Below are 22,949 nucleotides of genomic sequence, written 5' to 3'. Positions count from 1 at the left end.
ATGATGACAGACCAACAGTCGAATATGCCGTCGCCGATCGTCGCCCTGGGCTATCTGGGTTTCTATGCGCAGGACCTCGCCGCGTGGGAGGAATGGGCGACCCAGATTTTCGGGTTCGCGAAGGTTCGCGCGCCGGAAGGCATTTCCAGCGATCATCTCTACCTGCGGATCGACGAGCGCCAATGGCGCTTCGCGGTCGAGCCCGGCACGGAAGGCCGCGTCGCTTTCATCGGCTGGGAGGCCGCCGACGCCAACGCGTTGGAGGAGGTCCATCGGCGGCTCACCGCCCAGGGGATCGAGGTCGTCAGGGATGCCGAGCTGGCGCGAAAGCGCTGCGTGCAGGACCTGATCCGCTGCGAGGATCCCGACGGCTTCCGGCTGGAGTTCTTCCACGGCCATCTCGTTTCCCGCGAGCCGTTCGTCTCTCCGCGCGGCATCGGCTTCGTCACCGGCGACATGGGGCTCGGTCACATCCTCATCACGGTGAGCGACATCGAAAAGTCGAAGGCCTTCTACCTGGACCTGCTCGGCTTCAGGATGAGCGATTACATCGTCTTCGGCGGGAACAAGGTGCATTTCACCCACATCAACCCGCGTCACCACAGCCTGGCCTTCGTCCAGACCAGCGATCGCATCGCGCGGCTGGGCCACTTCATGGTGGAGGCCGACGATGTCGACGCCGTCGGCTTCGCGCTCGACCGTCTTCATGCCAGCACATGGCAGCTGAAGGAGACCCTCGGGCGCCACACCAATGATCGCATGCTCTCCTTCTACTGCGAGAATCCTTCGGGGTCGCAAACGGAGTTCGGTTGGGGCGGGCGCAAGGTCGCCCACCCCGGCTGGCTGGTGGAAACCTATGATGCGACCGCATTCTGGGGACACAAGGTTCCGGGCACCGAATATTCGGACAGGGGTCCTCAGTCTCCACGCGAAGGAATTTGAAAATGGCGGAAAAGATTCGGGTGTGCGCGGAGGGCGAGATCGAGGACGGCGGCTTCAAGGTCATCGCCCTCAGGGAACCGGTCGCGATATTCAACCTTGGCGGGGAATATTACGCGCTCAACGACCATTGCACGCATGAGAAATGTTCGCTGACCCAGGAAGGCTACGTCATCGGCGACGAGCTGGAATGCGGATGGCATTACGCCAAGTTCTCGATCCGGACCGGTGAAGTGACGGCTCCGCCGGCGACGCGAAACCTGAAGACATATCAAGTCCTGGTCGAGGGATCCGAAATATTCGTCGTCATTCCCGATCCCGAATGATCTCGTCCTGGATCGATTCCGGATTTCCACCTGCACCGTGCCAGTTGAGCGACGTGTTCCTGCGGAACGCGATGTCAAGATTTTGAGAGGGATACCGTGTCTGAGGATGTGAGCACGAAGATTCTGATCGTGGGAAGCGGCGCCAACGCCATTTCCCCGGCGGTCAAGCTTGCGCTGCGGGGCGAGACCGATTTCCGCATGATTACCAAGGACTCGGACTTTGGCGGGGTATGGCACGTCAATCGCTATCCGGGATGCATTACCGACATCCATGTCGCGGCCTATCAGTTCTCCTATGAGATCTCGGGCGACTGGACCTCGTCCCACCCCGAAGCACGGGAAATGGCGGCTTACCTCCGGAAGGTCGCGCGCCATTACGGGCTTTACGACCATGTCGATTTCAACACCGAGCTTCTCGACGCCGAGTGGGACAAGGACGGCCTGTACTGGAAGGTCACGACCAACGGGACGACATATCGCGCCCAGTTCCTGATCCTCTGCACGGGCTTCCTGGAGCAGCTCAAATTTCCGGAACTCGAAGGCAAGGAGAGGTTCAAAGGACGCCTTTTCCACTCGGTCCATTGGCCCGAGGGATATACCGGCGAGGGCGATCGCATCGCCGTTCTCGGCACCTCCGCGTCAGGCGTGCAGATCGTGCCCGAAATGCAGAAGGTCGCGGATCACGTCTTCGTGTTCCAGCGCACGGCCATGCACCTTCTGCCGTTGAACAGGGAGGTCTATTCTTCCGACGAGCTGGCGCGGCGGCGATCCGACCCGGAGTTCCTGGTCAGGGAACGTGACGAGAAGCTCGCGATGTTCGACAAGGTCGCCTATGACGCTCTCTTCAAGTCCGAGACGCCTCAACAGGTCGCCGAGCGGCAGGCGCTGATCGACGCGCATCGCGAACGCCTCGTCCCCGATCCCGATCTCCGGGAAAAGCTGACGCCGCAATATCTGCTGGGCTGCAAGCGTCCCACCCGGACCGACCTCTTCTATCCCAGCCTCCAGCAGCCCAATGTGACGCTGATCGCCGAGGGCGCCGTCGCGCTCGACGAAGGGGCGATCATATCGGGCAGCGGCCAGGCGTTCGAGGTCGACACGGTCGTCATGGCGACCGGCTTCTACTGGGGCGGGGATATCCTCAACCGCATCCGGCGGCGTGACGGCCGGACCGTGGCGCAGCATCAGGCCGGGCACCGCAGGGCGCACAAGTCCGTGTCGCTATCGGGCTGCCCCAATCTGTTCCTGGTCGGCGGCGCCGGCGCCAATGGCGCCGTCTGGAACGGCTATGCTCCGGGCGAACTGGTGCCCGACTATATCTTCGCCGTCCTCGACCATATGGAAGCCAACGGCATCGACGCCTTCGAGGTCCGGGAGGAATGCGAGACCGAATGGAAGGCAAGGACCGATGACGTCCTGTCCAGGGCGGCGATCGTCGTGGGCGGATGCGTCAACTACATGCTCGACGAATCCGGCCATGACATGTCGAGCTGGCCGGGAACCATGCGGGACATGGAAAGAGCGATGCAGATCTTCGAACCGGACCATTATCAGCCGATTGGAGCAGGTTCGTAGGGAAGGGAGCGGGGAGGAAACTCCCCGCTTCGCCTGTCTCGCCGGACGGGAAGGGGGAGGGGCTTAGCGGTTCGCCGCCAGCAGCGCGGCCGCCGGTTCGGGCGTGCCCCGGGGAAAGCCGAAAATCTTCAACTGGCGATCGTGGGAGAACTCGATGTGATCCACGGTCGACCGCTCGAGCAGCTCGACGTCGCCTCTGCGGATCGCATCGACCTGCAACCGGTGGTGATCGTTGATGCTCTCCGTTCCGATCCGGATATAGGATCGGTACCATAGCCGCAGCGAGCCGAAGTTCAGGAAGCGGATCGCCTCGACCAGGAAGCGGTTGTAGCTCGCCTCGGCGATCGCCAGGTGGAAATCATAATCGAGCTCGGCGACCTGGTACGGGTCATTCGCGCGGATGGCTTTGTCGAGCTGATCGCAGAGCTTCTCCATGGCATCGAGGTCGGCGGCCGTCGCCCGTTCGGCCGCCATCAGCGCGGCCTTCACCTCGAAAATCTGGCGCGCTTCGTACAGGGCGGCCAGGTCGTCGATGCTGGTCGATCGGACATGCGGCGTCCGGTGCGGATGCCAGACCACGAACTCCTCGCTCGACAGGCGCTTGATCGCCTCGCGGATCGGGGTGCGTCCGACGTCGATGCGCTCCATCAGCACGGTCTCGTCAAGCGGCGATAATTCGCCGAACTCGCCGGTGACGATCGCCTTGCGCAGGTTCCAATAAGCTTGCTCGGTTTTCGTCGTATAGTTCTGACCAGCCATCAGGGCGCTTTTCCTCTCGGTTCGTTCGCCAGTCGCGATCCGGAGTGGGACCGCATCAATATATTCAGATTATCTTTATCGCACCGGAGGGGCGTTGTCGATGCTGATGGCAGGGGCGCCGCTACCCGACACCCGAGCAATCCTGCCTCGGCCCGCCGCTTCGGACGACCGGTCATGGCCCGCCCTCACAGGGCAGAAAGCGATTGACAGATTCAAAATATATTGTTCATATATGGCAATTCAAGGAGAGGCCCCGGATCAGGGGCGACCAAATCACTCATGTAGTGGAGGACGCACGGTGGTGCCGAGCAGTGACTATCTGAAGTCTCTCGTGGATATCGAGGCTGGCAGGATTAGCCCCGAAATCTTCATCGATGAAGATATTTATCGACTGGAGCTGGATCGGGTGTTCGGTCGGAACTGGCTGTTCCTGGCGCACGACAGCATGATTCCGAAGCCGGGCGACTTCTTCAGCACCTATATGGGCGGCGATCCGGTCGTCGTCGCACGGCAGCCCGATGGTTCGGTGCGGGCGTTCCTCAACGCCTGTCGCCACCGGGGGATGCGGGTCTGCCGCGCCGAGAGCGGCAATACCAAGTCGTTCTTCTGCACCTATCATGGCTGGGCCTATGATACGGCGGGCAACCTGATCAACGTCCCGAACCTGTCGGATGCCTACAAGGACCGGCTGTCCCTCAAGGACAACGGCCTCATCCCTGTCGCGCGGATCGAGAGCTACAAGGGGCTCATCTTCGGCAACTTCGACGCCACCGCTCCCTCGCTGGAAGAGCATCTGGGCGATCTCAAATATTATATCGACGGATGGGTCGATCAGGTCGACGGCGGCATCGAGGTCCTTCCCGGCGTCGTGCGGTGGACCATCAACGCCAACTGGAAGCTCGCGGCCGAGCAGTTCGCGGGCGACACCTATCATGCGCCGACCAGCCATGCGTCGTCGCTGCTGTCGTTCGGGCCGCCGTTCGAAGGCAAGGACGGCGCGCATGTGGCCTTCCGCGAAGGGCATGGCGAAAGCTTCCTGTTCAAGCGCCATACCCGCTTCTCCGAGGATCCGCTCAGCCTCTACAACGACGCCAAGCTCGAAGCCGCCAAGGCCAGGGTCGGCGATCGCGCCGAGTTCGTCGCGAACTTCACCGCTTTCCCCGCATTTTCGGGACTGCCCGGTTCGTCGAACATTCGCGTCTGGCATCCCAAGGGCCCCAATAAATTCGAGATCTGGTCCTTCACGGTGGTCGACAAGAATGCACCGCCCGAGGCCAAGAAGGCGATGCAGGTCTCGGCCTCCTTCACCGAGGGGCCGGCGGGCGTGGTCGAGACCGACGACGGCGAGAATTGGGGGCTGATCGGGGCGATCCTCGAGCAGGGTCATCAGGCCCGCAAGATGCGCTGGAACTATCAGATGGGCGACTACCCCGCCACCGGGCATGAGGAATTCCCCGGCGCCTATCGCGACAGCTTCTTCGGCGAGGCCGGCCATCGGGCCTTCTATCGCCGGTGGCTCGAATTCATGACCAGCGAGGAGTGGCCCGTCCTCACCCAAGAAGAGCGCGACGCGTTCAACAAGCCGGGAGCGTGAAGTGGTGTCTCAGATCGACAAGCAAATCGAACGGCAGTTTCGCGTCGAACAGTTCCTCTATCGGGAAGCCGATCTCCTCGATAGCTGGGAGTGGGGGAAGTGGTTCGAACTCTTCACGGAAGACGTCCGCTACTGGATGCCGCTCCGGCGGAACCTGCAGCGCCGCGAGCGCGGTACGGGACAGTTGCCGACCGGCCTCGAAATGGCGCTCGTCGACGATGATCACACGCAGCTCAAGATGCGCGTCCAGCAGATGTCGTCCGGGCGGCACTGGGCGGAAGACCCACCCTCGCGGTGCCGCCATCTGATCTCCAACGTCGTCGTCGTCGAGGAAGACGAGGCGAGACAGGAGCTCGTCGTCCGCTCCAATTTCATCGTCTATCGCAACCGCCTCGAGCGGGAAGTGGATATCTGGGCGGGCAATCGCGAAGACACGCTGCGGCGGCAGGGGGATTCCTTCCGGATCGCCAGCCGGACCATCCTGCTGGACCAGAATGTGGTTCTGTCGAAGAACCTCAGCGTCTTCTTCTGAGTGGGCTCGGTGGAACAGCGATCCGACACGGGCCGGCGACTTGAGGTCGCCGGCTCCACCACCCATTTCCACGATCTGGGATCGGGAGAGCCGTTGCTGCTGCTTCCGGCCTACGGTCCCCTGCCGGGCACGACCGGCTGGCTGACCTATTCCAAGGTCCTGCCCCATTTCGTCGAACGGCGGCGCTGCATCATCGTCGACTATCATAATTTCGGGATGTCATCCCCGCTCGTCTTCGACGAGCCGGCGCACGACGTCTTCGTTCGGCAGGTCAGGGCCGTTCTCGATCATCTGGGCATCGCGCGCTGCGACGTCGTCGGCACGTCGACCGGGGGCACCGTCGCGATCGACCTCGCGCTTTCCGATCCGAACCGCGTGTCCCGGATGGTCGTGGGGGCCTGTGAGGCATCCACGGGCGGGGACCCTTATCTGCTCTCTCCCTGGCCCAGCGAGGTTGCGAAGCTGTCGGCCGAATATCAGGGCAATCCGCCCGATCTCGATCGGTTGAGGCGGCTGTTGAACGCGATCGTCCACGATCCCGCCATGATCGACGAGGGGACGATCCTTTCGATCCTGGAATGGGCGATCAACGAGCCCAAGCATGCGGAAGCATGGAGCCGGTCCCGCAGCGTCCCTTCGGGCAAGCTCGAACGGCTGAAGGAGATCGCGGCACCGGTGCGGATCATTCACGGCCGGTTCGACCGGATGGTCCCCGTGGAAGGGGCCATTCGCCTGATGAACTACCTTGCCGATCCCGACCTCGTCATCCTGAACCGGTGCGGCCATTGGCCCGCCTTCGAGCGGCCGGAAGAGTTCGCTCGCCAGGTTCTCGGATTCCTTGGCCGATGACGCAAATGCCCGGCAAGGACGGCGCCGTCTCAGCGCGACTGAGCCATGTCCTGGACCTGATCGCCGCAGGTGCCGTCCCGGCCGAGCGCGCCTATACGCATATCCTGGCGGGTACGGCGCGCGGCGAAGCCCGCGCGGCCGACGGCCGCGCGGATCGGGGCGAAGCGATCGGCGCGCTCGACGGCGCCCTGGTTTCCGTCAAGGCGATGCTGGACGTGCGGGGACTCCTGACCGATGCGGGGTCCGCTACCCTGCGCGGACGGCCGCCGGCCGCGAGCGACAGCAGCGTGGTGTCACGGCTTCGGTCTGCGGGCGCCGTCGTCGTCGGCACGACGCAGATGACGGAGTTCGCCTTTTCGGCGGTGGGCACCAATCCCAATTTCCCCGCCTTGGGCAATCCCTCTCATGACGCGGGAGCGGATTTGCGGAGGGTCGTCGTCGGGGGCGGCGGTTTCGGTCGGCGGGGCCTGGTGACATCGCCATCGGCAGCGATACGGGCGGCTCGCTGAGAATCCCGGCGGCCCCTTTGCGCCTGGTCGGTTTCAAGCCAACGGCTTCGCGGGTTCCGGCGGCCGGCAGCTTCCCCTTGTCGCAGACGCTCGATTCGATCGGCCCCATCGCTCGATCGGTGAAGCTTTGCGCCCTGGCGGATTCGGTCCTTGCCACGGGCAAGGCATCGGACGTCGCGGCCATCGGCGTGGATCGCTTCCGGCTGGTCGTCGCCCGTGGGAGGCTGTTCGAGGGTTGCGACCAGGCGGTGCTCGACGCCTTCGACGGCGCGATCGATCACCTGCGGCGATCGGACGTCCGGATCTCGGACGGATCGCTCGAACCGAGCGGCATCACCGATCTGGCGCCGGTCGACCCCAACACGCGGAGCCGGATCGAAGCCGGCAGCGGCTTGTCGGCCGTCGATTATCTGGAGATGGCGCGCCTGCGGCGTCAACTGGCCGACGGGTTCGAGCGGTCGATGGAGGACGGGGAGGTATATGTCGTCCCCACGGTCCCGATCGTCGCGCCGACGACGTCGTCGGTCAGCGATCCGGAGCAGTTCCGACGGACCAACGCCTTGCTGCTCCGCAATCCGCGGGTTGCCAATCTGCTCGATTGCCCCTCCATCTCGATACCGCTTCCCAGCCGGGGCCTGCCGGTCGGGATGATGCTGATCGGACGGCGGAACGCCGATCGGCATCTCCTGTCGATCGCGTTGCGGCTGGAAGGCATTCTCGCCCAGGGCGACCGGGACGGATTGGGGATCGCTGGCGAGGGGAGGATTTGAGATGGCATTTACGGAGTTCAACGGGTCGAGCCTCTATTATGAGGTGCTGGGAGAGGGCGATCCGATCCTGCTGATCCATGGCGCGGCGGTATCGGGGCTGTGGTTCGGCGACCTTCCGGCTCGGCTGGCCGAGACCCACCGCGTGATCATGCCCGACCTGCGCGGACTGGGACGCAGCCAGCGCGTCGAGGCGCTCGCGGGGCCAAGGGCCTGGGTCGAGGACATGTGGCACGTCATGGACGTGGCCGGCGTGGCCTCCGCCCATGTCATGGGCTGCTCGCTCGGCTCGCGCATCGCCGCGCGCATGGCCATCGAGAAGCCCGACCGGGTCCGCACCCTCACCGTCGACGCCCCGATCATCGGCCTCAGCGCCCATGGCAACAGCTCGCTCGGCACCGTCTTCGGCGAGGTCGACGAGGACAGCGACCAGGCCCGCGAATGGGCCCAGCTCCATGGTCCCGACTGGCGCGAGGTCGTCGCCTTCTACGGTCGCGCCCGCGCCACCCCCGGCCTCCAGGACTATCTCACCGTCCGCGACGAACTCGCCGACATCGCCATGCCGACCCTCATCTGCCGCGGCGACCTCGACGATCCGGTCCATCCGCTCGAAGCCTCCTTCATCTGGCACAAGCAGACGCCGCGCACCGAATTGTTCGTCGCGCCAGGCATGGCCCAGTCCTCCGTCATGCTCGAACGCAAGGACGACTTCCTCTCAGCCTTCGCCGCCTTCCTCCAGCGCAACGACAAGGACTGAACGCGATGAAGACCGCCATCGTCACCGGCTTCGGTCCCTATCTCGAAGAGGCCGAGAACCCCAGCGGCGCCATCGCCCAGGCCATCCATGGAACCGAGAAGGACGGGGTTCGCATTCATGGCCTGGTCCTGCCGGTCAGCGCCGGCGCGGTGCGGGCGTTGCTGGAGGAAGAGGTGCGAAGGCTCCGTCCGGACGTGCTGATCGTCACCGGCGTGACGCGGGGACGCGCCGCCGTGGCCGCCGAGCGGGTGGCCATCAACGTCATGGATTTCCCGATCCCCGACGTCGACGGACGGGCGTTCATAGACGAAGCCATCGTCGATGGCGGGCCCGCGGCCTATTTCTCCACCCTTCCGATCAAGGCGATAGCGAAGGCCTGGAGGGACCGGGACATCCCTGCCTATGTCTCGAACACGGCGGGCACCTATTTGTGCAACCAGACCTTCTATCTGGCCTGCCATCTCGCATCCTCGCGCCCGATGCGGGCGGGCCTCGTCCATATTCCCCTCTCGTCGGCACATGCGGCGGCGAGCCCGACGCCCGTTCCCTCGCTGGCGTTGGAGACCATGTACGAGGCCGTTCTGACCGCCGCCCTGATATCGGCCAATCATGAAGGTGCCGACCTGAAGCTGGAGGGAGGCCTGACGTGCTGATCGCTCGTCCGGCCAGGCTGCCGAAGGGGTAGGGGCCAAAGACAATGGATCGAAAACGGGCCGCGGACAGCGGCCCTTTTCATGTCGGCTGGTGCCGGCTGAGGGATTCGAACCCCCGACCTTCGGTTTACAAAACCGCTGCACTACCACTGTGCTAAGCCGGCACGCTCCGCGCCCTCATGCGTCAGGGAATGCCGAACGTCCAGCCCTCGACGGCGGCGATCTCCGAAGAAAGTGCGGGCGGCTGCCAGAGGTCGTCACGGGCCGCCGCCTCGGCCAGCCAGGCGGCGGTCAGGATCGCGTCGGTGCTGTGATCGTCATAGCGCGCGAGCAGGGGCGGGCGGCGGATGCCGTAGCCGGCAAGGCCGGCGCGGAGCCGGTCGGCGTCGCGCATCTTGCTGCCGCCGCCGAGGCCTGCCGTCCGGGCGGCGACGGTCGTGTAGATCTCGACGATCGCGGGGCCGGTCTCCGGCAACGGATCGAACGGCCAGACCGGCACCCGGCCGTCCAGCCGGTGGAGCAGCCGCATCCCCGTCAGGCTCGACTTGCCGACCTGCGCGGCGCCGACCAGGTTGAAGCAGCTCGTCGCAGGACCATGGCGGCCGTCGCGGCAGAGGCGCTCGACCAGCCGATAGCGGCCGTTGCCGGCGCCGAACAGGTCGCCCTGCCGTCCGCCATGGCGGCGGAAATGGCGGCTCGCCTCGCCATGGTCGACGAAGGCGCCCGCCTCCAGATGCGGATCGCCGGCGCAGATATCGTCGACCAGCCGCCACAGCGCGCGGGCGTCGGCCGGGCTCTCCGCCCAGCCGGGGAAATAGGCGCCGGCGTCGAGGAAGGGGAAGGCGGTCGAGAAGTCGATCCCGACCAGCAGGTCGCTGCCGCGCCGGGCATGATCGAGCAGCCAGTCGAGCACCGCGCCGCGCGACCAGGTGCGCTCGATCAGCTTCGGGGCGCGGCCCGGCCCGTCGCTGACGGCGATCGCGATGCCCTTCTGCCGATCGCCCTTCGCCCCCGACCAGTCGATGCAGGCGAAGCGCCGGAAGCGGCGGGTCATGCCTTCTTCTTGGCCGGGCGGGGCCTGGGCCGCTTCTTCGCCAGCGCCTGCCCGTGGGCGCGCTCGATCATCGCCAGCACCCGGTCGGGATCGGCGGTGCCGTAGCGGACGAGCACGGCGGGCCAGCCCTCATAATGCGGCGTCTGCCAATAGGTGTCGGGATCGGTCGCCTTGAGCATGTCGACGGTGTCGCGGTCGATCATCAGGCAGAAGCTGCCTTCCTCGCGCCCCGGCGCGACGAAGGCGTTGCCGTTGGCCTTGACCGCCGGGCCGCCATAATGGGTCGAGCGTTCGGCGCCGGGCAGGCCGGCCGCGAAGGCGGTGACCCGGTCCCAGTCGAGGTTCATTTGCCGCCGCGCTCCTGCCGCAGTCGGTCCCAATAGGCGATCCGCTCGGCGATCTTCGCCTCGAAGCCGCGCGGGGAGGGGGCGTAGAAGCTCTGCGGCGCCATTTCCTCGGGCCAATAATCGTCGCCCGAGAAGGCCTCCTCGGCGTCATGGTCATAGGCATAGCCCTTGCCGTAGCCGACGTCCTTCATCAGCTTGGTGGGCGCATTGAGGATATTCTTCGGCGGCATCAGCGAGCCGGTGTCCTTCGCCGACCGGAACGCCGCCTTCTGCGCGGCATAGGCCGCGTTCGACTTGGGCGCGGTCGCCAGATAGAGGCAGGCCTGCACGATCGCCAACTCGCCCTCGGGCGAGCCGAGGAAGTCGTAGGCGTCCTTGGCGGCGAGGCACTGGACCAACGCCTGCGGGTCGGCGAGCCCGATATCCTCGCTGGCGAAGCGGACCAGCCGGCGCAGCACGTAGAGCGGCTCCTCGCCCGCCGTCAGCATCCGCGCGAGATAGTAGAGCGCGGCCTGCGGGTCCGATCCGCGCAGTGATTTGTGCAGCGCGGAGATCAGGTTGTAATGCCCCTCGCGGTCCTTGTCGTAGACCGCCATCCGCCGATGGAGCAGCGCGGCCAGTTCGCCCGGTTCGAGCGGATGGTCGATCGCGATCGAGAAGAGCGTCTCGGCCTGGTTGAGCAGGAAGCGGCCGTCGCCGTCGGCCGAGGCGACCAGCGCCTCGCGCGCGCCCTCGGTCAGGGGCAGGGCGCGCTCCTCGATCTCCTCGGCGCGCGCGATCAGCTTGCCGAGCGCGGCGGCGTCGAGCCGGTTGAGGATCAGCACCTGCGCACGGCTGAGCAACGCCGCGTTGAGCTCGAACGAGGGATTTTCGGTGGTCGCGCCGACCAGCACCACGGTGCCGTCCTCGACATAGGGCAGGAAGCTGTCCTGCTGGGCGCGGTTGAAGCGGTGGATCTCGTCCACGAACAGCAGCGTGCGGGTGCCGATCCGCGCATGCTCGCGCGCCTCGGCGAAGATCTTCTTGAGGTCGGCGACGCCCGAGAAGACCGCCGAGACCGGCGCGAAGCGCAGCCCCACCGCATCGGCGAGCAGCCGCGCGATCGTCGTCTTGCCGGTGCCGGGCGGCCCCCACAGCACCAGCGAGGACAAGCGGCCCGCCGCGACCATGCGGCCGATCGCGCCTTCGGGGCCGGTGAGATGTTCCTGCCCGATCACGTCCGCCAGCGTGCGCGGCCGCAGCCGTTCGGCGAGCGGCGCTGCGTCGGCGGAGGCGGAGCCAGCGGCGGGGTCGGGCGCAAAAAGGTCGGCCATCGCGACGATATAGGGGCGTGATCGCGGGCCGGACAGGGGGCGCGGAAAGTCTCTTGCAAAAACTCTTTCGAGATATATCTTAGAGCTATCGAGAATGATTCGATATAACCAGAAATTGGAGAATGACATTGTTTGGATTTCACAAAGGACATCGGGAGCATGGCCGCCACGGCGGCTTTCATGGCGGTTTCCGCGCGATGCGTGGCCGCCATGGCGGCGGTTTCGGCGGCGGCTTCTTCGATCCCTTCGGGGAGGGCTTCGGCGGCGGCATGGGCGGCCGGCGGGGCGGCGGCCGGCGCCGCGTGTTCGACGGAACGGAGCTGCGGCTGATCCTGCTCGCGCTGATCGGCGACCAACCGCGCCACGGCTATGACCTGATCAAGGCGATCGAGGAGCGGACCGGCGGCGCCTATGCGCCCAGCCCCGGCGTCATCTATCCGACGCTGACGATGCTCGAGGACATGGGCCAGATCGCCGAGCAGGCGGCCGAGGGCTCGAAGCGGCTGTTCGGCATCACCGACGCCGGCAAGCTCGAGATCGGCGAGCAGGGCGACAAGATCGAGGCGCTGTTCGCGCGGCTCGACGCGCTGGGCGAGGAGCAGGGCGGCGGCGAAAGCCGGATGCCGGTCCGCCGGGCGATGATGAACCTCGCCATGGTGCTGCGCGACCGGCTGTCGCGCGATCGCGGCGGCGAACTCGCGCATGAGGTGGCGGCGATCCTCGACGACGCGGCCCGCAAGATCGAGCGGCTGTGAGCGCGGCGATGACGACCAGCGCCACCGCATCGGTGCCGACGGCTTCGGCCAGCCGCTACCTCCAGCAGCTCTGCAAGCATTGGGCGCATAACCTGGAGGTCGAGTTCACCCCGGTCCACGGAACGGTGGTCTTCCCGCGCGATGCGCGAGGGGCCGACCATCCGGGGGACGGGCTGGCCACCTTCGACGCGACCGACGGGACGCTGGAGGTGCGCATCGACGCCAGCTCGGACGAGCAGCTCGACGCGCTGAAGGGAGCGGTGGCCCGCCACCTCGACCGCTTCGCCTTTCGCGAGGCGCCGTTGAGCTTCGACTGGAAGGCGGCCTGACCGGCTGCCTTTTCGGTCAGGGAACCGGGCTTTGCCGGGTGACCCTGACCCCCGCCTCGTGCTGGCGGATGATGCGCATATAGGCGTCGACCAGTTCCTGGTTGACCTGGTCCCAGCCGTAACGCTCGCTGGCCTTCAAGCCGGCCTCGCCGATCGTCCGCCGCACCTCCGGATCGACGCAGAGCGCCTGCAGCGCGTCGGCGAAGGCCTGGGTGCGGCCGGGGGCGATCAGCCGGCCGGTCACGCCGTCCTCGATCAGGCTCTCGCTGCCGGTCGCGCGCGCCGCGACGACGGGCAGGCCGGCGGCCATCGCCTCCAGCGTGACGTTGCCGAAGGTCTCGGTGACCGACGGATTGAACAGCATGTCCATCGACGCCACCGCGCGGCCGAGGTTCTCGCCGGCCTGGAAGCCCGCGAAGACCGCGCCGGGCAGGCGTTTCTCGAACCATTCGCGCGCCGGGCCGTGGCCGACCACCAGCACCTTGTGGCGCACCTGCCGCCGTTCGAGCTGGTCGATCGTGTCGGCGAACACGTCGAGGCCCTTCTCCATCACCAGCCGGCCGACGAAGCCGATCACCACCTCGTCGGTTTCGATCCCCAGCGACCGGCGCCAGTCGTCGCAGCGCCGCTCGGGCTTGAAGATCGTGCGGTCGATGCCGCGCGACCAGATGCCGACGTCATAGCTCATCCGCTGGTCGCGAAGCAGCTGCGCCATCGATTCCGACGGCGCGAAGATCGCGTCGCAGCGGCGATAGAAGCGGCGCAGCAGCGCCTCGACCATCGGTTCGAGGAAGGCGAGGCCGTAATAGCGGAAATAGGTCTCGAACCGGGTGTGGACCGATGCCACCACCGGCAGCTTGCGGCGCAGCGCGAGCGACACGGCGCGATGGCCGAGGATCTCGGGGCTGGCGACGTGCATGATGTTCGGGGCGAAGCGGCTGATGTCGCGCTTGACGCTCGGCGGGATCATCAGCGGGAAGCGATATTCGGCGCGCCCCGGAACCGGCAGCGAGGGAATGCTGATCAGGTCGCCGGTCGGCGGGAAGGCCGGTTGCTCGACGGTCGGCGAATAGACGCGCACCGCCGCGCCCTGGCCCAGCAGATAGGCCACCAGCCGGTTGAGCGCCTGGTTCGCGCCGTCGCGCACATAGTTGTAGTTGCCCGTGAACAGGGCGACCCGAAGCTGCGATGCATCCATCGCGACGCCTTAGGGGCCAAAGCCGATCATCGCAACCGGAACAGCCGGGCAACCCAAGGGTTGTCGCGGTGAAAGCGTGGCGGCGCGGGATCGCGATCGCCGGCAAGGATCGGAAAACGCGGCGTAATCGACAGGAGGGACGGCGATGGAACATTTCTTCACCCGCGTCGCGGCCCGGATCGCCAGCGCCGTGGGACAGCCGCTCGCCTTCGTCATCGCCTTCTGTTCGATCGTCGTCTGGGGTTTCAGCGGCCCGATGTTCGGTTTCTCGGACACCTGGCAGCTGATCGTCAACACGACGACGACGATCGTGACCTTCCTGATGGTGTTCCTGATCCAGAACGCCCAGAACCGCGATGCCGCGGCGATGCAGGCCAAGCTCGACGAGCTGCTCCGCGCCGTCGCCGATGCGCGCAATCGCTATATCGGCATCGAGCATCTGACCGAGAAGGAACTCGAGAAGATCCGCAGCGAGATCGAGGAGGAATATGCGCCGGGCGAGGGCGGCAAGCCCCATCACACCAACAGCATCGCGCACCTGATCCGGCGGCGTTAAGATTTTTCCGTCATTCCAGCGCAAGCTGGAATCTCTTTTCTTTCTCTTGGTTTGTGGCCATTTCCTGAAAAGAAAAATGAGATCCCGGCTTTCGCCGGGACGACGACGGGGATCAGGCCGGCTCGACCCCGCCGTCCATCCATGCCTTGAGCGCCTCGCCGGCGCGCTCGGCCATCATCGCCTTGCGGTCGCCCTTGCGCTTGCGGCCGCCCTTCGCGCCTTCGAGCGGCGGGAACAGGCCGAAATTGACGTTCATCGGCTGATAGCCATCGGCCTCCGCGCCGCCGGTGATGTGGCCCAGCAGCGCGCCGAGCGCGGTGGCGGCGGGCGGCGTCTCGATCGGCCGGCCGAGCAGTTCGGCTGCCGCGAACCGTCCTGCGAGCAGGCCGATCGCCGCCGATTCCACATAGCCTTCGCATCCGGTGATCTGTCCGGCGAAGCGGATGTTCGGGCGCGACTTCAGCCGCAGCGCGCCGTCGAGCAGCTTGGGGCTCTGGATGAAGGTGTTGCGATGGAGACCGCCGAGCCGCGCGAACTCGGCCTTTTCCAGGCCGGGAATGGTGCGGAACAGGCGGACCTGCTCGGCATGCTTCAACTTGGTCTGGAAGCCGACCATGTTCCACAATGTGCCGAGCGCATTGTCCTGGCGGAGCTGGACGACCGCATAGGGCCAGCGGCCGGTGCGCGGATTGTCGAGGCCGACCGGCTTCATCGGGCCGTAGCGCATCGTGTCGACGCCGCGTTCCGCCATCACCTCGATCGGCATGCAGCCGTCGAAATAGGGGGTGTCCTTCTCCCACTCCTTGAACGCGGTCTTCTCGCCGTCGAGCAGCGCCTGGTGGAAGGCCAGATACTGGTCCTTGTCCATCGGGCAGTTGATATAGTCCTTGGTTTCGCCCTTGTCCCAGCGCGAGGCCATCCAGGCGACGTCCATGTCGATCGAGTGATGGTGGACGATCGGCGCGATCGCGTCGAAGAAGGCGAGCGCGTCGGCGCCGGTCGCGGCGCCGATCGAGTCCGCCAGCGCGGCGGCGGTCAGCGGGCCGGTGGCGACGATCACGGGGTCGTCCGCCGGCAGCGCGTCGACCCGTTCGCGGACCAGCTCGATCAGCGGATGCCCGGCGACCGCGCGGGTGACCGCCTCGGCATAGCCTTCGCGATCGACCGCGAGCGCGGAGCCGGCGGGCACGCGATGGGCGTCGGCCTTGGCCATGATCAGCGATCCCAGCGCCCGCATCTCGGCATGGAGGAGGCCGACCGCGTTGGTCGGGTCGTCGGAACGGAAGCTGTTCGAGCAGACCAGCTCGGCGAGGCTGTCGGTCTGGTGTGCCGGCGTAGCCTCGATCCCGCGCATTTCGGAGAGGCGCACGCGGATGCCGGCCTGGGCGAGCTGCCACGCGGCTTCCGAACCGGCGAGCCCGCCGCCGATCACATGTATCTGATGAACCATGGCCGCGCTTTACGGGCCTGGTCCCGCGATCGCAACGGCACTCGTCATCCCGGCGGAGGCCGGGATCTCGGGAGGCTCCTGCCTCGACCTCATCTCCTCTCTCCCGAGACCCGGCTTCCGCCGGGTGATGGACAAGAGAAGTCCGTCGTCAGGTGAGCTTGGCGAAAGCCCAGCCGATCATCGCCCAGAGCAGCGCCGATCCGCCGATGGCGATCAGCAGCCCGACATAGGGCGGGTAGCGGTCCTCCCGTCCGACGTCGAGCAACCCTACCGGAATACAAATGATGGCAGTGCGAGCATGTGCATGGCGTCCACGGCCTTTCATCGATCCATTCTCCCCCGCCGCCCGGAAAACGAACCTGCTCGTTCCAGGCGCCGGGATTGCTTTTACAGCATTCGGGAGATGAAAGCATCGGGGGGCTAGACCAATGTCTAAGCCCGGGCGTGGATTGGTTCGCGCGAGGGAAGTCGCCTCCGGGCCCTGCGCTCGCCGGGCGCCGGAGGCTTCCCTTTAGTTGAAGGTGGCGCGGTCGCCGGCCTCGCCGACCGACTGGATGTCGCGGCCGAGGCCCTTCACGGTGTTGCAGGCACAGAGCGCCAGGAGCGCGCAGCCCAGAACCGTCACCGCCAGCATGTTACGCATCGCCTATATCTCCCTGCGGACAAGGCGAAGCGTTAGCTGTCCGCTTCCCGGGCTGTCCATATCAAAACGATGGCGGCACGATCATCCGTGGCTCACCCGCTCGAGGCCCAGCCAGCCGGCCATCGTCGCCAGTTCCTCGTCCAGCGCGGCCTGGGTCGCGGCCGGGGCGTCGGGTTCGGGGTGCGTCGACAGCACGCGCAGCACCGACGCCTGCCGGTCGGCCTTCAGGTCGACGCGCGCGACCAGCCGGTCGCCGAGCAGGAAGGGCAGGACATAATAGCCGTAGCGGCGCTTCTCGGCGGGGGTGTAGATCTCGATCCGGTAGTGGAAGCCGAACAGCCGTTCGGTGCGGTCGCGCTCCCAGATCAGCGGATCGAACGGAACGAGCAGCGCGCGGGCGTCCACCCGGCGCGGATGGCGGGCGTCGCGGTGCAGCCAGGCGGGCCGGCGCCAGCCCGCGACCGAGGCGGGCAGCAACACCCCTTCCTCTGCCAGCTCGGCGATCGCGGCCCTGGTGTCGGCGACGCCGGTCCGGAAATAATCGCGCAGGTCGGTCTCGGTGGCGATGCCGAGCGCGGCGGCCGCGCGGGCGATCAGCGCGCGATGCGCCGCCGCCTTGTCCGGGGTGGGCAAAGCGAGGATGGCGGGCGGGATCACCCGCTCGGTCAGGTCGTAGACCCGCTCGAACCCGCCGCGCCGCGTGGCAGTGGTGATATGCCCGGCCCAGAACAGCCATTCGAGCTTGCGCTTGCTGTCGCCCCATTCCCACCAGCCGCTGCGGCTCTTGCCGTCGTCGAAGTCGGAGACGGCGAGGGGGCCTTCGGCGCGGATGCGGTCGAGCACCGCGTCGACCTCGCCGCGCTTCTCCCGCGCATAGACGCGCAGCGACGACCAGCCGCGCTCGCCGCGATCGGCCTCGGCCATGCGCCAGCGCAGCAGCGGGTGGAGGTCGAGCGGCAGCAGCGACGCCTCATGCGCCCAATATTCGAACATGCGCCGCTTCGATCGCCGGCCCCAGGCCGCCTCGTCGAGCGCGGCGCGGTCATAATGGCCGAGCCGCGAGAAGGCGGGGAGGTAATGGGCGCGCGACAGGACGTTGACGCTGTCGATCTGGTGGAGCCCCAGCCGGTCGAGCGTGCGGCGCAGATGGAGGGTGCCGGGCGCCGGCGGCCGGGCCGCGCCGAACCCTTGCGCGGCGAGCGCGATGCGGCGCGCCTGGGCGGGCGACAGCGTCGCGGTCAACGCCGCTCCATCCGCCGCGCCGCCCAGGCATAGTCCTCGGCGGCCTTGCGATCCCTGGCGTCCTTGAAGGCGACCTCGGGATCGGGCGCGGCGCCAAGCGCATGGAGCAGGATCCACAGCGCGAAGCGCCGGCCGGACTCGCGTTCGGTGCCGAACGCGATCGCGACCCGCTGGCGGCCGTCCTCGATCGCCGCCTCGTCGAGCGCGTCGAGGTCGTCGGTGCCGAAATAGTGGAGGAGGAGCGCGTCGAGATCCATGCGCCGAGCGATGCCGTGGGGCCTGCGCGAAGGCAAGCCCTCGATCGCCATTCGTATATCCCCCCATTGACCTTCCGGCCCCGAAGGCGGTGAGATCGGATTTGCGCCGCTGGAACGATTTTCGCGGATCGGCAATTCGTCTGGCGCATTATGCTCCGAAAGGAGGGAGCGCGACCGATGCTTGAACATCTTCCCCGCTGGCTGGGAGCCATGCTGCGCAATGTCCGCGCGGGCCATTCGAAGCTGGTGATCGCCCAGCCCGAGCTGGAGATCGGCGATACGGTGATCGACCTGAGCAGCCCGGCCTTCGCGTCGGGCGCGCGGCTGCCGGTGCGCTTCACCGCGGACGGCGAGGGCGTGTCGCCGCCGCTGCTGTGGGGAGAGGTTCCGCCGGGCACCGCCAGCCTCGCGCTGATCGTCGAGGATCCCGACGCCCCGGCGCTCCAGCCGCTGGTCCATGCGCTCGTCTGGAACATCCCGCCCGACGAACGGCACCTGCCCGAGGGAGCGATCGTCGCCGACGGCGACGGCGCATCCGCAGGGCCCGACGTCGGCCGCAACAGCCTGTTCGAAGGCTGGCTGCCGCCTGATCCGCCGAGCGGACATGGCAGCCACGACTATGTCTTCCAGCTCTTCGCGCTCAGCGAAACGATCGAGGTCGGTCCCAATCCCGGCCGGTCGGGGCTGGTGCGCGGGTTGCAGGGGCGGGTGCTCGGCGCCGGCATGCTGGTCGGCACCTATTCGCGCGGCGAGGAGGCTCCGCTCGGCGGGCCGGGCGTCGCGGGCGCGTCGCCGGCCTGAAGGTTCAACCCGCCGCCGCCTGTGTGGATGGATCGCGATGGCGATAGGAGCGTTCGCGGGTGGCGTAATAGAGGTTGAGCTTCTCCCACGCCTCCTCCGCCGTTTCGACGAAGCGGAACAGGTTGAGGTCGTTCTCGCCGATCACGCCTTCCTCGACCAGCGCCTCGAAATCGAGGACCCGGCGCCAGAAGTCCTGGCCGAACAGGAAGATCGGCAATTGCGCCATCTTGCCGGTCTGGACCAGGGTGAGCAGCTCGAACAGCTCGTCGAACGTGCCGAAGCCGCCGGGGAAGGCGGCGACCGCGCGGGCGCGCAGCAGGAAGTGCATCTTCCTCAGCGCGAAATAATGGAACTGGAAGCTCAGATGCGGCGTCACATAGGCGTTCGGCGTCTGCTCGAACGGCAGGACGATGTTGAGGCCGATCGATTCCGCGCCGACGTCGTGCGCGCCGCGATTGGCGGCTTCCATGATCGACGGGCCGCCGCCCGAGCAGACGACGAACTGGCGCTTGCCGTCGGCGTCGAGCGGGCACTGGCTGGCGGTCTGGGCCAGCTTGCGCGCCTCGTCATAATAGCGGCTCTTGGCCTGCAGCCGCTCGGCGATCCGCCGCTGCTTGGGGGTGACCGCCGACTTGACCAGCGCCTCGGCCTTGCCCGGCTCGGGGATGCGGGCCGAACCGTACATCACGAAGGTCGATCCGATGTTCGCTTCCTCGAGCAGCAGCTCGGGTTTCAGCAGCTCCAGCTGGAAGCGCACCGGGCGCAGGTCGTCGCGCAGCAGGAAGTCGGTGTCCTGGAAGGCGAGCTTATACGCGCTGTCGGTGGTCTGCGGGGTTTCGGTGGCGGTCTTGGCGACCGCCGCATCCTCCTTGGCCCGGGGGAAGACGCGCTTGGGTACTTTTCTGTGTGCCATATCTCTCTGTTACAGATAGTCGGCTTTCGCCGATATTACAGGGGCGGGCAGGCGCGGATGTCTATCGGCAATAGGGACCGCTGCCCATATCGAAATGGAAATGGTCGTGGTGGAGCGCGTTGGCGTCGGGCCCGAGCACGACCGAGAAGCGCCCGCACGCGGCCTTGTGGAGCGCGCGGAGGAATCCGCGTATCTGCTGGTCGTCGCCGTTCCAGCCGTCCTTGACGCTGATCCGCCGACCGTCGCGGAGGCGGAAGGCGGCGATGTCGATGGCATTGGCGCGGCCATGTTCGGACAGGCGGTTGCCGGCCTGGTTGTTGACCGGCCGGCAGGCGAAGCTGCCGAAGCTCTCGATCCGGACGACGTCGGAACCCAGCCAGCGCTGCGCCAGGGTCGGCACGTCCTGTCGCACCCAGCGGACGAAGGGCAGGGCGGCTCCGCATTTGACCGCGCCGAGATTGGTCACCGGAATGCCGACCGCGACCAGCTTGATCGCGGAGGTGGCCGAACAGCCATTGTCGAAGCGGCGGTCGGGCAGCGCCTCGACCTGCGCGCCCTCGGCCCGCAGCGCCGCGACGCACTGGCGGAAACGCTCGGGCGTCTCGACCGGTGGCGTCCAGCCGCGGCGCGGCGCGCGCGGCGAGGGGATGCACCCGGCCAGCGCGACCAGGACGACGAGAAGGCCGGGCAGGAGCCGGTGGCGGCGAAGGGGGGAGCGGCGGCGATGGCCGGCGGGGACGAAGGACGACACACCGCCACCATAGTCAGCCGCGTTCATATTTCCAGTTGAGACGCTTGCCCTCCTCGAGCTGGGCGATCGTCGTGTCGAGTCGCTTCCGGCGCGTCTCCTCGCGCTTCGCCCCGGTGATCCACTCGACATATTCGCGCCGCTGTCCCGGTGGAAAGCCTTCGAAGGTCGCGGCGGCGCGCGGCGAGGCGCCGAGCGCGGCGATCAGGTCGGCGGGCGGCTCGACCGGCGGCCTGGCATGCTTGAGCGGGCGGGGCGCCTTCTCGCCGCTTTCGATCAGCCGGGCCGCCCGCGCGATCATGTCGCCGAGCAGGGCGGGATCGGGCAGGTCGGCGATGGCGGCGATCCGCCCGAACTGGCCCATGGCGTCCTTCTCCGGCGCCTGCTCGCCGGTCACGCGCCGGTTCTGCCAGAAGCCGAAGGCGACATGCGCCTTGAAGGCGGCCATGCTGCAAAGAATGGCGCCGTCGAGCACGAAATGGGGGAAGCCCCATTTGATCGTCTCCTCGGCTTCGGGGCAGCTTTTTCCAACCAGATCACGGAGATGGGCAAGAACCGGCCGGGCAAAGGGCGCGGCTCGATCAATATAGGCGTCGATGCGGGGATCGCTCTTCATCGATCGATGCTGTCCCAAGCTGGTCCGAAATCGAGACGAAACAGTCCGAAAGTCGGAAGAGTTTACGTTTCAACCCTTTCCCTTGGAATACATATCGCGCACAGTGCGACGCTGAAAGGGCGCCTGTGGCGTCTGATCGGGGTGGGAATATGAATGGATTTTCCGGCGGGCTGGGCCTTGGGCTCGGCGCCGCCCTGATGCTGTTGTCCACAACCGCCGATGCCGCGGACCCGCCGTCGCGGGCGAACGCGATCGCGGCGGCCGATGCGGCGGCGGGGCTGCCCGCCGCGCAGGACCCCGGCGTGCCGGTCTGCGCGACGCCGCCGGAATCGGGTCGCAAGCTGGCCGGCGACATGGAGCTCGGCTCCGAAGGGCACAGCATCGAGCTGCAGAACAGCGGGATGCGTGACGCGCTCGTCAAGATCCGCCACGCCGATAGCGGCCGGCTCGCCGCCAGCTTCTTCCTGCGGCGGCAGGAGGCGATGTCGATCGAGGGCGTGCCCGACGGTCGCTACCTGATCCAATATGCGTTCGGCCCGGCGCTTGCGCCCGATTGCAAGTCCTTCACCCGGATCCTCAAGGCCAACCAGATGCCCGAGGCCGACGACATGATCACGCAGGTGATCGACGACGACGAGCATACCGAGGTGAAGCGGTCGAGCGTCTCCTACGACATCTCGGTCAGCGAGAGCGCCAATGTGAAGCCGGTCGCGATCGACGCGGCGGCGTTCAACGCGGAATGAACATGCAGGGCCCGATCGGCTATCCGCCGCCCACATTGGTGCGGAAGCGGTCGGGCCTGCGCATGCGCCTGGCGGTGGTGCTGGCGACGGTCGCGCTGGCCGCGGGCGGCTATGGCGTCGCCCGGTTGTTCCTGTCCGCGCCGAAGGCCGCGCCCGCGCCGTCGGAGGCGAGGCCCGCCGCGGTGACGGCGTCGGCCGACACGCCCGCCGCCGCGATGCCCGACGCGGCGGCGGCGGTCGTCGTCGAGGCGCCGGCCGATGCCCCGGCCGTCGACACGCCGGTCGATGCCCGCCGTGCCAACGCCTGGTATTATGTCTCCCGGCTGGGCGATGGCCCCGGCGCGATCTACAGCCGGACGGGCGGGCAGTGGAGCTATGCGCTCGCCTGCACCAGCGCCACGCGGACGATCGAGATCATCGCCATCGGCACCGGATCGCCCGGCGGTTTCGACCGGCAGGCGATCAGCGTCGGCAAGGTCACGCTGATGATGGATGCCAGCTATTCGCTCGACGGCGGCGGCACGATCAGCACCACGTTGCCGGCAAGCCATGCCTTTTTCGATGCGCTCGACGGATCGGCGCCGATGACGATCCAGCTCCACGCGACCCGCAAGGCGGTGGTGCCGGTCGGCCCCGCCGTCGTTCGTCTGATCCGCGACTGCCGCGGTCGCAGATAGGACAAAAGCGAGGCCGCCCAGGGGTTTCCTTCGCCGTCCCGATCCGC

General features: G+C 67.0%; 28 protein-coding genes, 1 tRNA gene and 1 pseudogene. 17 read left to right on the top strand and 13 right to left on the bottom strand.

The features are described 5' to 3' along the window. The first annotated feature begins 3 nt into the window (after positions 1-3). From HRJ34_RS07070 to HRJ34_RS07060, 3 genes are all read left to right on the top strand, one after another. A complete protein-coding gene (locus HRJ34_RS07070) occupies positions 4-942 on the top strand; it encodes a VOC family protein (RefSeq protein WP_226949082.1) in 939 nt (312 codons plus the stop codon). Between the two features lie 2 nt (positions 943-944). Continuing rightward, entirely contained in the window at positions 945-1,265 is a 321-nt protein-coding gene (locus tag HRJ34_RS07065; protein ID WP_011951740.1) for a non-heme iron oxygenase ferredoxin subunit, read from the top strand. A gap of 108 nt (positions 1,266-1,373) precedes the next feature. After that, on the top strand, positions 1,374-2,840 hold the full coding sequence (locus HRJ34_RS07060) for a flavin-containing monooxygenase (RefSeq protein ID WP_226949081.1): 1,467 nt from the start codon (positions 1,374-1,376) through the stop codon (positions 2,838-2,840). A 63-nt stretch (positions 2,841-2,903) separates the two neighbouring features. Here HRJ34_RS07060 and HRJ34_RS07055 read toward each other — a convergent pair whose 3' ends face one another. Further along, positions 2,904-3,599: a GntR family transcriptional regulator gene (locus tag HRJ34_RS07055; RefSeq protein ID WP_011951738.1), complete on the bottom strand. Its 696-nt coding sequence runs from the start codon at positions 3,597-3,599 to the stop codon at positions 2,904-2,906. Positions 3,600-4,005: 406 nt separating this feature from the next. Between HRJ34_RS07055 and HRJ34_RS07050 the strand changes: the two genes are divergently transcribed. From HRJ34_RS07050 to HRJ34_RS07025, 8 genes and pseudogenes are all read left to right on the top strand, one after another. Next, positions 4,006-5,193 (top strand): aromatic ring-hydroxylating dioxygenase subunit alpha, encoded by a 1,188-nt coding sequence (locus tag HRJ34_RS07050; RefSeq protein WP_020372189.1) that lies wholly within the window; start codon positions 4,006-4,008, stop codon positions 5,191-5,193. A gap of 4 nt (positions 5,194-5,197) precedes the next feature. Then, positions 5,198-5,725, top strand: a complete 528-nt coding sequence (locus tag HRJ34_RS07045; RefSeq protein ID WP_264319425.1) for an aromatic-ring-hydroxylating dioxygenase subunit beta — start codon at positions 5,198-5,200, stop codon at positions 5,723-5,725. Between the two features lie 9 nt (positions 5,726-5,734). Beyond that, positions 5,735-6,574, top strand: a complete 840-nt coding sequence (locus HRJ34_RS07040; protein ID WP_226949080.1) for an alpha/beta fold hydrolase — start codon at positions 5,735-5,737, stop codon at positions 6,572-6,574. A 5-nt stretch (positions 6,575-6,579) separates the two neighbouring features. Next, positions 6,580-7,083, top strand: a complete 504-nt coding sequence (locus HRJ34_RS29175; protein ID WP_264319424.1) for an amidase family protein — start codon at positions 6,580-6,582, stop codon at positions 7,081-7,083. Further along, positions 7,050-7,190: pseudogene (locus HRJ34_RS29440) on the top strand (amidase family protein); the annotation flags it as partial. The gene HRJ34_RS29175 and the pseudogene HRJ34_RS29440, both read left to right, overlap by 34 nt. 12 nt (positions 7,191-7,202) lie before the next feature. Next, positions 7,203-7,853, top strand: coding sequence for an amidase family protein (locus tag HRJ34_RS29170; RefSeq protein WP_264319423.1), 651 nt, complete (start codon positions 7,203-7,205; stop codon positions 7,851-7,853). A 1-nt stretch (position 7,854) separates the two neighbouring features. After that, complete coding sequence (locus tag HRJ34_RS07030) at positions 7,855-8,607, top strand: alpha/beta fold hydrolase (protein WP_208633696.1); 753 nt, start codon at positions 7,855-7,857, stop codon at positions 8,605-8,607. Between the two features lie 5 nt (positions 8,608-8,612). Further along, positions 8,613-9,260, top strand: a complete 648-nt coding sequence (locus tag HRJ34_RS07025) for a pyroglutamyl-peptidase I family protein (RefSeq protein WP_011951732.1) — start codon at positions 8,613-8,615, stop codon at positions 9,258-9,260. 89 nt (positions 9,261-9,349) lie between these two features. Here the strand turns inward: HRJ34_RS07025 and HRJ34_RS07020 are convergent. The 4 genes from HRJ34_RS07020 to HRJ34_RS07005 all read right to left on the bottom strand — a co-directional run bounded on the left by HRJ34_RS07020 (position 9,350) and on the right by HRJ34_RS07005 (position 11,974). Next, positions 9,350-9,424 (bottom strand) — tRNA-Thr (locus HRJ34_RS07020). Between the two features lie 20 nt (positions 9,425-9,444). Next, positions 9,445-10,314 carry a hypothetical protein gene (locus HRJ34_RS07015; RefSeq protein WP_011951731.1) on the bottom strand — a complete coding sequence of 290 codons (870 nt, stop codon included), beginning with the start codon at positions 10,312-10,314 and terminating at the stop codon, positions 9,445-9,447. After that, positions 10,311-10,661, bottom strand: a complete 351-nt coding sequence (locus HRJ34_RS07010; RefSeq protein ID WP_208633695.1) for an MmcQ/YjbR family DNA-binding protein — start codon at positions 10,659-10,661, stop codon at positions 10,311-10,313. The genes HRJ34_RS07015 and HRJ34_RS07010 overlap by 4 nt, the downstream gene beginning before the upstream one ends. After that, the gene (locus HRJ34_RS07005; RefSeq protein ID WP_208633694.1) at positions 10,658-11,974 is read right to left on the bottom strand and encodes a replication-associated recombination protein A; all 1,317 of its coding nucleotides are present in this window, start codon (positions 11,972-11,974) and stop codon (positions 10,658-10,660) included. Before HRJ34_RS07005 ends, HRJ34_RS07010 begins: the two co-directional genes overlap by 4 nt. Before the next feature lie 128 nt (positions 11,975-12,102). Between HRJ34_RS07005 and HRJ34_RS07000 the strand changes: the two genes are divergently transcribed. Beyond that, the gene (locus HRJ34_RS07000; RefSeq protein ID WP_011951728.1) at positions 12,103-12,729 is read left to right on the top strand and encodes a PadR family transcriptional regulator; all 627 of its coding nucleotides are present in this window, start codon (positions 12,103-12,105) and stop codon (positions 12,727-12,729) included. An 8-nt stretch (positions 12,730-12,737) separates the two neighbouring features. Next, a complete protein-coding gene (locus HRJ34_RS06995) occupies positions 12,738-13,058 on the top strand; it encodes a DUF2218 domain-containing protein (RefSeq protein ID WP_029995297.1) in 321 nt (106 codons plus the stop codon). 16 nt (positions 13,059-13,074) lie between these two features. Here HRJ34_RS06995 and HRJ34_RS06990 read toward each other — a convergent pair whose 3' ends face one another. Next, entirely contained in the window at positions 13,075-14,256 is a 1,182-nt protein-coding gene (locus tag HRJ34_RS06990) for a glycosyltransferase family 4 protein (RefSeq protein WP_011951726.1), read from the bottom strand. 145 nt (positions 14,257-14,401) lie between these two features. Between HRJ34_RS06990 and HRJ34_RS06985 the strand changes: the two genes are divergently transcribed. Then, a complete protein-coding gene (locus HRJ34_RS06985; protein WP_029995296.1) occupies positions 14,402-14,812 on the top strand; it encodes a low affinity iron permease family protein in 411 nt (136 codons plus the stop codon). A 112-nt stretch (positions 14,813-14,924) separates the two neighbouring features. Here HRJ34_RS06985 and trmFO read toward each other — a convergent pair whose 3' ends face one another. From trmFO to HRJ34_RS29165, 4 genes are all read right to left on the bottom strand, one after another. Next, positions 14,925-16,262, bottom strand: a complete 1,338-nt coding sequence (gene trmFO / locus HRJ34_RS06980; protein WP_208633693.1) for a methylenetetrahydrofolate--tRNA-(uracil(54)-C(5))-methyltransferase (FADH(2)-oxidizing) TrmFO — start codon at positions 16,260-16,262, stop codon at positions 14,925-14,927. Positions 16,263-16,773: 511 nt separating this feature from the next. Further along, a complete protein-coding gene (locus HRJ34_RS06975) occupies positions 16,774-16,905 on the bottom strand; it encodes an entericidin A/B family lipoprotein (protein ID WP_011951722.1) in 132 nt (43 codons plus the stop codon). Between the two features lie 81 nt (positions 16,906-16,986). Next, a complete protein-coding gene (locus tag HRJ34_RS06970; protein ID WP_226949079.1) occupies positions 16,987-18,147 on the bottom strand; it encodes a winged helix-turn-helix domain-containing protein in 1,161 nt (386 codons plus the stop codon). Further along, entirely contained in the window at positions 18,144-18,404 is a 261-nt protein-coding gene (locus tag HRJ34_RS29165; RefSeq protein ID WP_226949078.1) for a hypothetical protein, read from the bottom strand. Before HRJ34_RS29165 ends, HRJ34_RS06970 begins: the two co-directional genes overlap by 4 nt. Positions 18,405-18,581: 177 nt before the next feature. On the opposite strand from HRJ34_RS29165, the gene HRJ34_RS06965 reads away from it, so the two are divergent. Further along, positions 18,582-19,205 (top strand): YbhB/YbcL family Raf kinase inhibitor-like protein, encoded by a 624-nt coding sequence (locus tag HRJ34_RS06965; protein WP_208633691.1) that lies wholly within the window; start codon positions 18,582-18,584, stop codon positions 19,203-19,205. A gap of 4 nt (positions 19,206-19,209) precedes the next feature. Here HRJ34_RS06965 and HRJ34_RS06960 read toward each other — a convergent pair whose 3' ends face one another. The 3 genes from HRJ34_RS06960 to HRJ34_RS06950 form a co-directional block, all read right to left on the bottom strand. Next, on the bottom strand, positions 19,210-20,118 hold the full coding sequence (locus tag HRJ34_RS06960; protein WP_208633690.1) for an LOG family protein: 909 nt from the start codon (positions 20,116-20,118) through the stop codon (positions 19,210-19,212). Between the two features lie 61 nt (positions 20,119-20,179). After that, the gene (locus HRJ34_RS06955; protein ID WP_208633689.1) at positions 20,180-20,896 is read right to left on the bottom strand and encodes an extensin family protein; all 717 of its coding nucleotides are present in this window, start codon (positions 20,894-20,896) and stop codon (positions 20,180-20,182) included. Continuing rightward, positions 20,883-21,482: a YdeI/OmpD-associated family protein gene (locus HRJ34_RS06950; protein WP_208633688.1), complete on the bottom strand. Its 600-nt coding sequence runs from the start codon at positions 21,480-21,482 to the stop codon at positions 20,883-20,885. The genes HRJ34_RS06955 and HRJ34_RS06950 overlap by 14 nt, the downstream gene beginning before the upstream one ends. Before the next feature lie 149 nt (positions 21,483-21,631). Here HRJ34_RS06950 and HRJ34_RS06945 point away from each other — a divergent pair, with 149 nt between their 5' ends. Both HRJ34_RS06945 and HRJ34_RS06940 read left to right on the top strand, forming a co-directional pair. Further along, entirely contained in the window at positions 21,632-22,225 is a 594-nt protein-coding gene (locus HRJ34_RS06945; RefSeq protein ID WP_011951716.1) for a hypothetical protein, read from the top strand. Continuing rightward, positions 22,222-22,902, top strand: a complete 681-nt coding sequence (locus tag HRJ34_RS06940) for a hypothetical protein (RefSeq protein WP_208633687.1) — start codon at positions 22,222-22,224, stop codon at positions 22,900-22,902. The genes HRJ34_RS06945 and HRJ34_RS06940 overlap by 4 nt, the downstream gene beginning before the upstream one ends. Positions 22,903-22,949: the final 47 nt, after the last annotated feature.

The sequence above is a fragment of the Rhizorhabdus wittichii genome (assembly GCF_017607425.1).
Taxonomy (GTDB): domain Bacteria; phylum Pseudomonadota; class Alphaproteobacteria; order Sphingomonadales; family Sphingomonadaceae; genus Rhizorhabdus; species Rhizorhabdus wittichii.
Note: the sequence above shows the minus strand (reverse complement) of the source record. Positions and strands in the feature narration are given on the sequence as shown.